Here is a 9,625-nt window from a genome sequence, read left to right on the forward strand (position 1 = left end):
GTGGTCTTGACCACAGACAGTTTAGTACGGTTATAACACCCCACTAATTCCTGTGACTATCACTTTTGGAGCACTTTTGACTCAAAGCAATGTTAGCGTCATGCCCTCTGCCACTCCCGCTGGTTCGGACCCCGCGGCAGGCAAGGCTTGGGCGGAGCGGATTAAAGAGTTGGCGGAGCAGCGCAATGCGGTGATCCTGGCGCATAATTACCAGATCCCGGAGATCCAAGACGTTGCCCACCACACCGGCAATTCTCTGGCGCTGTCCCGCAAGGCGGCGGAAACCGATGCAGATATCATCGTCTTTTGCGGCGTGCACTTCATGGCGGAATCCGCGAAGATTCTTTCGCCGAATAAGAAGGTCCTCATCCCCGATGAGCGCGCTGGGTGTTCCCTGGCGGATTCCATCACCGCCGATGAGCTGCGCGCATGGAAGGCCGAGCACCCCGCTGCCCTCGTGGTCAGCTACGTCAACACCACCGCCGAGGTCAAGGCGCTGACCGATGTCTGCTGTACGTCCTCCAATGCCGTCGACGTGGTCAATTCGCTGCCGGCGGATAAAGAAATCCTCTTTTGCCCCGACCAGTTTTTGGGCGCCTACGTCAAGCGCGAGACCGGCCGGGAAAATATCCGCATTTGGGCTGGTGAGTGCCACGTGCACGCCGGCATTAGCGCCCAGCAGCTAACCCAACAAACCCAAGATAACCCGGACGCGGACCTGTATATCCACCCGGAGTGCGGCTGCTCCAATTCCGCGTTGTACCTGGCCAACGAGGGCTTGGTGCCACAAGAGCGCGTACACATGCTCTCTACCGGGCAGATGATCACCCAATCCCAGAAGCAGCCCCAAAACAAGGTGCTCGTTGCCACCGAGACCGGCATGCTGCACCAGCTGCGCCAGGCCGCCCCAGACATCGATTTCCAGGCCGTCAACGATCACGCCGAGTGCAAGTACATGAAGATGATCACCCCAGAGGCCCTGGAGCGCTGCCTGATGGAAGAGACCGATGAAGTTACGGTGCCAGAGGACATCGCGAATGCGGCGCGCAAGTCCCTTGAGGCCATGATTTCCATTGGCAACCCCGGCGGGGGCGAGTAAATGGGAAACCTGCGCCTGCCGGATTGCTCCGCGCTCATCGCCACGGCCTTGGATGAGGATTTCGCTTACGGGCCGGATTACACCTCGCTTGCCACGGTGCCGGGTGAGGCCCGTTGCACTGCGGAGTTCACCGCGCGCGAGGCCGGCACCATCGCAGGCTTGGGCCTTATCGAAGAGGTCCTTGACGCTACCGCCCAGCGCTTAGCCCAGTGGGGCGTGGATACTGCGGGCTCCGCGCTTGCCGATGCCCCCACCATCACCCTCCACTCCGCCGACGGCGACCGCGTTACCCCAGGCCAGGTCATCGCCACGGTGCAGGCGCCTACCCTCCTCGTGCTGGCCGCTGAGCGCACCATGCTCAATATGGTCTCGCACGTAAGCGCCATCGCGACGCAGACCCGACGTTGGGTCGATGCCATCGCAGCAGCGGCGGAAGAAAAAGGAACGCCGCAAAACGTAAAACAGGCCCAGGTGCGCGATACCCGCAAGACGCTGCCTGGCCTGCGCGCGCTGCAGAAATACGCCGTGCGCGCCGGCGGCGGGGCGAACCACCGCATGGGCTTGGGCGATGCCGCCATGATTAAAGACAACCATGTGCTCGCCGTGGGCGGCAGCGTGGCCACGGCCCTGCGCCGCGTGCGCGAGCACGCCCCGGACATCTCCTGCGAGGTCGAGGTCGACACCTTGGATCAGCTCGACGAGGTGCTCCCGCTGCACCCGGATATGGTGCTGCTGGATAACTTCGCGCTTGCCGATGTCCACACCGCCGTCCACCGCCGCCAAGCGCTCAGCCCAACCACAGCGCTGGAGGCCTCCGGCGGGTTGCAGCTGGAGAACGCCGGTGAGTACGGCATCTCGGGCGTGGACTATATCGCCGTCGGCGCCCTCACCCACTCGGTACGCGTTCTGGATATCGGCCTGGACTTCTCCTAAGCGCCGAGGGGCTACGCGCCCTTCGGCTTCTCGCCCATCGGCTACTCGCCTACGCTGATGACCGACCCGGCGCCGGCTTCCTCGCCGGAGACGTTGATGGTTTGGACATCGAAAAGCGCGCTTAAGAAGTCCGCTGCCCACTGGATAAGCTCCTCATCGCGCAGCTTGGGCGAAGTGACATTGCGCCCGGCCTTGGGGAAGGGCACGTTGATGGCCTTGGCCGCAGCGCGGAAGCTCGAACCCGGGTAGAGGCGCTTCAGGCGCACCTGCTTGGAATCCGGCAGCTCCACCGGGTGGAATTTCACGCGGGTGCCCTGCACGGTAATGTCTGCCACCCCGGCGCGGCGGGCTTGGTGGCGCAGGCGCGCCACGGCGAGCAAGCGCTCGACCTCCTTGGGCAAGGTACCGAAGCGGTCTTCCATTTCCTCCCGCGCCGCCGTGAGATCCTTGTTGTCCTGCGAGGCCGCGAGCTTGCGGTAGACCTCGAGGCGCAAGCGCTCGGAGTCGATATAGGACTCTGGGATGTGGGCATCCACGGGGAGATCGATGCGGATTTCCTTCGGGCCCTCGTCTGTTACCGCAGGTGCCTCGCCGCGGGCCAGGGACTTGAAGGCCTCGACGGCCTCGCCCACCAAGCGCACGTAGAGGTCAAAACCCACGCCAGCGATGTGGCCAGATTGCTGCGCGCCCAGCACGTTGCCGGCACCGCGCATCTCCAGGTCCTTCATGGCCACGGCCATGCCTGCACCCAGATCGTTGTTCTGGGCGATGGTGGCCAGGCGGTCATAAGAGGTCTCAGTCAGCGTGGCGCCCTTGGGGTACAGGAAGTAGGCGTAACCGCGCTCGCGGGAGCGGCCCACGCGCCCGCGCAGCTGGTGCAGCTGCGACAAGCCCATGTGGTGGGCATTTTCCACGATGAGCGTATTGGCATTGGCGATATCCAGACCGGTTTCCACGATGGTGGTACACACCAAAACGTCATACTCGCGGTCCCAGAATCCCTGGACGGTCTTTTCCAGCAGGTCCTCATTCATCTGACCGTGGGCAACCACGATGCGGGCTTCTGGCACCAAGTCGCGCAGTTCGCGCGCCTTCTTTTCAATATCGGAGACCTTATTGTGGATAAAGAAGGTCTGGCCATCGCGCAAAAGCTCGCGCCGAATGGCGGCCGCTACCTGCTTGTCCTCGTAGGCACCAACGTAAGTCAGAACCGGGTGACGGTCCTCCGGCGGGGTGAGGATGGTCGACATTTCGCGGATACCCGCCATAGACATCTCCAGCGTGCGGGGAATCGGCGTCGCGGACATGGTGAGCACATCGACGCTGGCTTTGAGCGCCTTGATGTGTTCCTTGTGTTCCACGCCGAAGCGCTGCTCCTCATCCACCACGATAAGGCCCAAGTTCTTCCAGTGCACGCCGGTTTGCAGCAGGCGGTGCGTGCCGACGACGATGTCAATCGAGCCATCGGCAAGCCCCTTAAAGATCTCCGTGGCTTCCTTCTTTGAGGTAAAGCGCGATAGGACCGCCATCTTGACGGGGAAACCGGCCATGCGCTCGCTAAAGGTATCGTAGTGCTGCTGCGCCAGCAGCGTGGTGGGTACCAGTACGGCGACCTGGGTGCCATCTTGGACGGCCTTGAAGGCGGCGCGAATGGCGACCTCGGTCTTGCCATAGCCCACATCGCCGACGACCACACGGTCCATCGGCACCGTGGATTCCATATCCTCTTTCACCGCGTCGATGGCGAGCATCTGGTCCTCGGTTTCGACGAAGGGGAAATTGTCCTCCATCTCCGCCTGCCAGGGGTTATCGGGCGCGAATTGGTGTCCCGGTGCGGCCTGGCGCTTGGCGTAGAGGTCCACCAATTCGCCGGCGATCTCGCGCACGGCGGCGCGCGCCTTCTTCTTGGTGTTCTTCCAATCGGAGCCACCCATCTTGGATAGGTGGGGCGATTCGCCGCCGGTGTATTTGCTGAGCAGATCCAGCGAATCCATCGGCACCCATAGCTGGTCCGCCGGCTGCCCGCGCTTGGAGGGCGCATATTCCAGCACGATGTATTCGCGCCGGCTGGTCTCATCGCCAGATTGGATGGTGCGCTCGGCCATCTTTAAAAACTTGCCGATGCCGTGCGTTTCATGCACCACAAAATCTCCCTGCTTGAGCGCCAGCGGGTCCACCTTGTTGCGGCGCTTGGCCGGACGCCGCTTGGCGTCTGCAATATCGCCAACGCGGTTACCAGTCAGGTCCGTTTCCGTGACCACGACGAGCGGCAGCGCCTCGGCGTCTTTGAGCTTGCGCACCTTAGGAAAGACCAAGCCCGCATGGCTGAGTGCCTGATACAAGGTGACCTCGCCCGCGCTGGGTTCCCAGCCGGGGGTGGCCACCTTAGTGCGAATGCCCTGCTCGGCAAAACGCTCCACCATGCGCTTGATGGCACCCTGGGCAGGCGCGATAAACGCCGCGCGCCCGCCAGCATTGGTATGCGCCAGCAGCTGGGCCATCATGGCGTCGATTTCCTTGATATCCCCGCGCGGGGTGGGCCCAGGCTCAAACTCGAGCGGCAGGGTTTCCTCCTCTGACCCGGCCAGCATGCCCGGTGGGGAAAATGTCCACAGCGGCTGGCCAGCCTCGCGAATAGAGACCTCCAAAGACTCAAAGGAGCGGTAGCTCGATCCCTCAGTATCGAGCCCTTCCGTGGACAAGGGTCCATCCGCACCCATGGCGGCGGCCTCCCAGCCTGCGGCAAGGAATTCCGCGTCGGTCTTTTCCAGGTCCTCCACGCGACGCCTGATCTTTTCCGGCGCCACCATTACCACGTGCGTGTCGGCGGGGAGAAACTCGGAAAGGGTGATCAGTGGGGCATCGGAAAGCACGGGCAAAACCGCCTCCATGCCTTCAGCCGGAATGTGTTCGCTGACCTTGGTCAAAAGCTCCACCAGCGCCGGGTTTCCGGTATGCGTCGCCGCCAATGTGGCCGCACGCTGCGCTACCGCATCCGTAATCGGCAGTTCGCGGGCGGTGAAGATATCGACGCGGCCGACCTCGATTTCTGGGATGGTGCGCTGGTCAGCAACAGAGAACTGACGAATATCGGTGACCTCATCGCCCCAAAATTCCACGCGCACCGGGTAATCCAAGGTGGTGGGAAAGACATCGATAATGCCACCGCGGGTGGCAAACTCACCGCGCTTGGCCACCATATCCACGTGCTTATATGCCCTAAATTCCAGGCTGCGCACCACATCGTCGAAGTTGTACTCGTGCTCTTCTTCCAGGTGCACCGGGGCGCGGCCCTCGATTTCTTGCAGGATGGGCTGGGAGAGCCCGCGCGCGGCCGTAACGATAATGCGCAGGTCATCAATGTTGTGCAGCACCTGCGCGCGCTTGCCGATGATATCCACGCCCGGGCTCAGCCGCTCGTGCGGCAGCGTCTCCCAAGAAGGAAACATTGCGACCTTGTCGCCCATCATGGCGGTAAGCTCCGCGGTGAGATCCTCAGCCTCGCGGCTGGTGGCCGTGACCGCCAGCACCGGCGCGTGGTGGGCCAAGGTGCCAAGAGCCCAAGGGCGCGCCTGATCAATACCCGTAATGTGCAGGTCCTGGCCCATATTGGCCACAAGCCCCTTGAGCTTCGGGTCCGTGGCCGCGACCTTAAGCAGACCTGCCAGCATTGGCGTCGCCATTTACTTCCTGCCTCCTAGCTTGGGCTTAATTTCCATACCGGACAAACCATTCCAGCATAGATTGACTATATGCGTAGCGACGACTTCCTTATCCGGTTTATCCGGGCTGCGCTCATCCAACCACCACTGCGCCGTGGTAGAGACCATGCCAACGAGGGCCTGCCCATAAATATTGGCTAACTCCGGATTAATACCGCGGTGCTCAAAAGCTTCGCCCAAGATATAGGCCACCTGCCCCACCGCGGCATTGAGCAGCGTAGAAAAACTGCGCTCCTCGCCCGGCTTCGAATCGCGTACCAGAATGATGAAACCATCGGTTTCTTCCTCGACGTAATTCAGCAGCGCCATCACGGCCTGCTCAATGCGCTCGCGCCAGCTGCCTTCTTCTAAAGAATCCCTGATGACTCTTTCTAGCGCCAGCATCTCCCGATCTACGACCACCGCATACAGGCCTTCTTTGCCCCCAAAATGCTCGTAGACCACCGGCTTCGATACGCCGGCGCGGGACGCAATCTCTTCGACGCTAGTGCCTTCAAACCCCAATTCCGCAAAGGCGGCGCGCCCAATGGAAATCAATTGCTCGCGGCGCTCGCGTCCGGTCATTCTCTGTCGAACCATGCCTTCTACCATATCCTTTGGCCCACCCCTACCTAGTAATTTGTTATTTACCCGGGGGCGTCAGGTACGCTATAGCTACAGCAATCGCTGTGGTTCCCCATGGTGTAATCGGCAACACTGCGGTTTTTGGTACCGCCATTCTAGGTTCGAGTCCTGGTGGGGAAGCATTTTCATATCCCTCTCTAAAGGCATAAACGCCAGCGAGAGGGATTTTTGGTTTTCCCATTTCTGTGGTCGCAGAAAAGCAGTCACTAAGAGAATCGCCCAACCGTGAAAATCTACCAGCCTCGGGGTCCACTGTATTCAGCGATCACGTCCAACGGTGGCAAATTAGCGCTTCCCTTCCCCTCTCCCTAGGAGCATTCGAGCCACCGGCGGAAATAGGGCAACGCAAATACTCATGATGCAATCCCTCCACGTATGTATTCCCCCCTGTACGCCCCAAGATACGCAGGCGGGTGCACCCAAATCTCCAGCAAAATTGATACACACCTGACGTATTCCTGTGTGTTCCGACACAAAAGCTGAATATTTAATGAATAAGCATTAGTATGTTTCCGGTGTAAACACCCACCTTTTGAAAACAACATTCCACTAAGGAGGAATCATGCTACGCAAAGCATCCGTCGGACTTACCACCTTGGCCATCGCCACCACCACCGCAGTGGCACCGGCACTCGCTGAAGAAACCACTCCCGAAACCACCGCAGCCGAGACCACCGCAGCTGTAGAAACCACCACCGAGACCGCCCCAGAGCAGGACGACAACGGTTCCTCCAAGCTCAACAAGGAAGACATCCACAACAAGCTGGACGAGCTCTCCAGCAAGCGCCAAGATGACAAGCAGGATCTCGACGCCAAGCACGAAGAGCACAAGGAAAACTTCCACGCCAAGCTCGACGAGCTCTCCAGCAAAACTGATGACTTCAACGCAAAGGCCGAAAAGTTCATCAAGAACATTGACTTCAGCAAAATTCAAGACGCGCTGAAGGTCGTTGAAAAGATCATCGAGATCTCCGCTAAGCTCGCCTAACTTCAACGATCTCCACAATTCCACTAATGCTCTGAGTGCATTCCAAACACTCAGAGCATTTCTCTTTTCTTAACTTGACCTAGCGAGTTTCTAGGTGCCGTCCCCCTTAGGGCAGGCCCAAAGGGAGACTAAGAGAAACCTATTAAAAGAAAACCGTCCGGTGCGCTACGTGCACATCGGACGGTCTCGCTGGGTTCCCAAAAGAACCAATTATTGAGTGCCCTGTATAGTCACAAAGCCAATACAGAAGCGGGATGACCTATTTAACGGTCGACGTCAAGGACTAGGCCGTTCTTGTCGATGTCGACGTCAACGCCACCAACTTCGATTTCCCAGTAGCCATCATTGTCCCACTTGACCTTGCCTTCGCCGTTGTGGGCACGCTGCAGAACCTGAGTCACTTCATCCTTAGTCAGACCCTCTTCGTTCAGGTCACGCTCTGCTTCACCGGAGTAACCGGTGATTTCGGTGGGCAGGTCGTTGGTGGCAGCATTGCCACCGCCCTGACCGGCGGCGTTGTCACCATTCGCGTTAGCGTCAGCACCAGAGGTGACGGTGACGGTTTCCTTGCCATCACCCTGGTTGTTCTGGTTGCTCTGTTCCGCTGGTGTAGCAGTCTCAGTAACAGTCACCGGAGCGGAGCTGCCATCATCACTGCAGGCTGCCAGGGTCAGGCTCAAAGCGGCGCTTGCAGCTGCGATGGAAACGCGGCGGAAATTATTCGATTTCATGTCTTCAACCCTTCTTATGAGTCTTGTGAGTTTTCCCAACGTTTGCTGGGGAGGCGGTGTCCAGCCTCTGAGAACTCCAGCTCGACACGGTTAGTGAGTATACCTATAGTGACATATAGATTAACTATCTAAGCCCCAAAATGTGAGGTATATATCACAATAGTGTACGCGGTGACGATGGTTATGCTCACCTTAAAGAAATTAGGCAACCCTTCAAAAATAGATGTCCCCGCCATATGCGCAGTCAGCGCGCCACGTAGTTTGTGCGCGGGTTGGGATTATGGGTATTTGTCAAAGCTGCCTGAGTAGGCCACGGCCATTTGGTTGATGGCTTGCTTCCCGTAACGACGCAAGCGCAAAAACATATTCTGTCGTTTAGGCCGCGCACCGCTTACATAGATGAATTAGGTCGCTAGACCCCCTAGATTAACCACGACTACTTGAGCAAGCGCCCCGTGTTCGGCAAAGCGGGAAAGTACTTCTCACCGCGAGTGATCGAACTACTCCCCGGTGTTTTGGCTATTCAACGTCACTTACCTCCTGGCGGGAAGCAGTTCATTATTGTCACACAGGGTTAAACTGCCCTTTTATTTCTTGGCGTACCGCATGCCTTCTATCACGTCATCATTGTCAAAGATGACGGGTTGGCCGTATTCCAAATCGAGGCCGTCATCGTATTTATGCATCAAGTAATCATTAAGCTGCTGCATATCCTTCACCGTCACCGCCTGATAAGGCATGTCGAAGGCAAGCTTCTCCAAGAAAAGATAGCCATCCTCATACGGCATTGCAACGCCGGTGTGCCCAATGAAAAGCGTGGCCGGTTCAGTCAGGGTATCGTGCGAGAATACCGACACCACCCGAGCATCGGTATCCGCGAACTCGATGCCGCGGTCTTTAAAATAAGCCTTGATATCGGCGATGTGCTGTCCTGGATCTTGCTCCATGGTGGTTTCCACATTCCCATAGAAGGCCTCGAACTTGGCGCGCTCGGCTTCATCAAAGATTTGCTCCGGCGCATTATCTAGGGACTGTTGATCTAGGAATAACAAGGAATCATTGGGGTTGTCCTGATCATCAACGGAAAAGAGCGAATCCGCCAGGGTGAAGGTATTGATGCGGCAATTGGTACCCACATAGTCCGCATGATGGTCATTCCACGCTTTTGAAATGGCCTCCACATCGTAGTCCGGATCCTGCGTTCCGTAATCTGCAAAGCCTTCGGCCACCATGCTGTCCGTCGGCACAGCCGAGTTGTATTCGTCTACCAATTCAAAAAAGCCGTCGATGCTTTCTTGTGGTACTCCGGCATCGGCAAGCGCAGTGCGGGCTACCTCTTGCGATTGCTTATCGACGAGATTGCTAATCGTCATCCCCGCCAGAAGTTGCGACGCATCGCTATCTGCGGTCGGAATCTCCGCGTGCTGTTCGCTCGCCGCCTTTGACTGCGCGAGCGTGTCAAGTTGTTTGTGTGTGGGGCTAGGTTTATAGGTATTTGTCGAAGCGGGCGGGAAAGGCTACGGCCATT

The 9,625-nt window shown here is 58.5% G+C and carries 7 protein-coding genes; 3 read left to right on the forward strand and 4 right to left on the reverse strand.

Annotated features, from left to right (window positions below; translation table 11 throughout):
* Window positions 1-100: 100 nt before the first annotated feature.
* Complete coding sequence (gene nadA, locus ABRP93_RS03100; protein WP_349886852.1) at window positions 101-1,099, forward strand: quinolinate synthase NadA; 999 nt, start codon at window positions 101-103, stop codon at window positions 1,097-1,099.
* Window positions 1,100-2,032, forward strand: a complete 933-nt coding sequence (nadC, locus tag ABRP93_RS03105) for a carboxylating nicotinate-nucleotide diphosphorylase (protein ID WP_349886854.1) — start codon at window positions 1,100-1,102, stop codon at window positions 2,030-2,032. It begins immediately after the preceding gene.
* A gap of 41 nt (window positions 2,033-2,073) precedes the next feature.
* Here nadC and mfd read toward each other — a convergent pair whose 3' ends face one another.
* Both mfd and ABRP93_RS03115 read right to left on the reverse strand, forming a co-directional pair.
* Window positions 2,074-5,715 (reverse strand): transcription-repair coupling factor, encoded by a 3,642-nt coding sequence (gene mfd / locus ABRP93_RS03110; RefSeq protein ID WP_349886856.1) that lies wholly within the window; start codon window positions 5,713-5,715, stop codon window positions 2,074-2,076.
* Window positions 5,716-6,333 carry a TetR family transcriptional regulator gene (locus ABRP93_RS03115; protein ID WP_349852515.1) on the reverse strand — a complete coding sequence of 206 codons (618 nt, stop codon included), beginning with the start codon at window positions 6,331-6,333 and terminating at the stop codon, window positions 5,716-5,718.
* A 607-nt stretch (window positions 6,334-6,940) separates the two neighbouring features.
* Between ABRP93_RS03115 and ABRP93_RS03120 the strand changes: the two genes are divergently transcribed.
* Entirely contained in the window at window positions 6,941-7,366 is a 426-nt protein-coding gene (locus tag ABRP93_RS03120; protein WP_349886857.1) for a hypothetical protein, read from the forward strand.
* Window positions 7,367-7,629: 263 nt separating this feature from the next.
* On the opposite strand, the gene ABRP93_RS03125 is transcribed toward ABRP93_RS03120, so the two are convergent.
* Window positions 7,630-8,097 carry a hypothetical protein gene (locus ABRP93_RS03125; RefSeq protein WP_349886858.1) on the reverse strand — a complete coding sequence of 156 codons (468 nt, stop codon included), beginning with the start codon at window positions 8,095-8,097 and terminating at the stop codon, window positions 7,630-7,632.
* A 587-nt stretch (window positions 8,098-8,684) separates the two neighbouring features.
* Window positions 8,685-9,470 carry a DUF4300 family protein gene (locus tag ABRP93_RS03130; protein WP_349886859.1) on the reverse strand — a complete coding sequence of 262 codons (786 nt, stop codon included), beginning with the start codon at window positions 9,468-9,470 and terminating at the stop codon, window positions 8,685-8,687.
* Window positions 9,471-9,625 lie beyond the last annotated feature (155 nt).

This window comes from Corynebacterium sp. KPL2850 (assembly GCF_040225855.1).
In the GTDB taxonomy this organism is placed as follows: Bacteria; Actinomycetota; Actinomycetes; order Mycobacteriales; family Mycobacteriaceae; genus Corynebacterium.

Excerpts from the sequence above, each read along its gene's own strand:
- nadA (WP_349886852.1), top strand. The coding sequence starts at position 101 with ATGCCCTCTGCCACTCCCGCTGGTTCGGACCCCGCGGCAGGCAAGGCT.
- nadC (WP_349886854.1), top strand. The coding sequence starts at position 1,100 with ATGGGAAACCTGCGCCTGCCGGATTGCTCCGCGCTCATCGCCACGGCC.
- mfd (WP_349886856.1), bottom strand. The coding sequence starts at position 5,715 with ATGGCGACGCCAATGCTGGCAGGTCTGCTTAAGGTCGCGGCCACGGAC.
- ABRP93_RS03115 (WP_349852515.1), bottom strand. The coding sequence starts at position 6,333 with ATGGTTCGACAGAGAATGACCGGACGCGAGCGCCGCGAGCAATTGATT.
- ABRP93_RS03120 (WP_349886857.1), top strand. The coding sequence starts at position 6,941 with ATGCTACGCAAAGCATCCGTCGGACTTACCACCTTGGCCATCGCCACC.
- ABRP93_RS03125 (WP_349886858.1), bottom strand. The coding sequence starts at position 8,097 with ATGAAATCGAATAATTTCCGCCGCGTTTCCATCGCAGCTGCAAGCGCC.
- ABRP93_RS03130 (WP_349886859.1), bottom strand. The coding sequence starts at position 9,470 with ATGACGATTAGCAATCTCGTCGATAAGCAATCGCAAGAGGTAGCCCGC.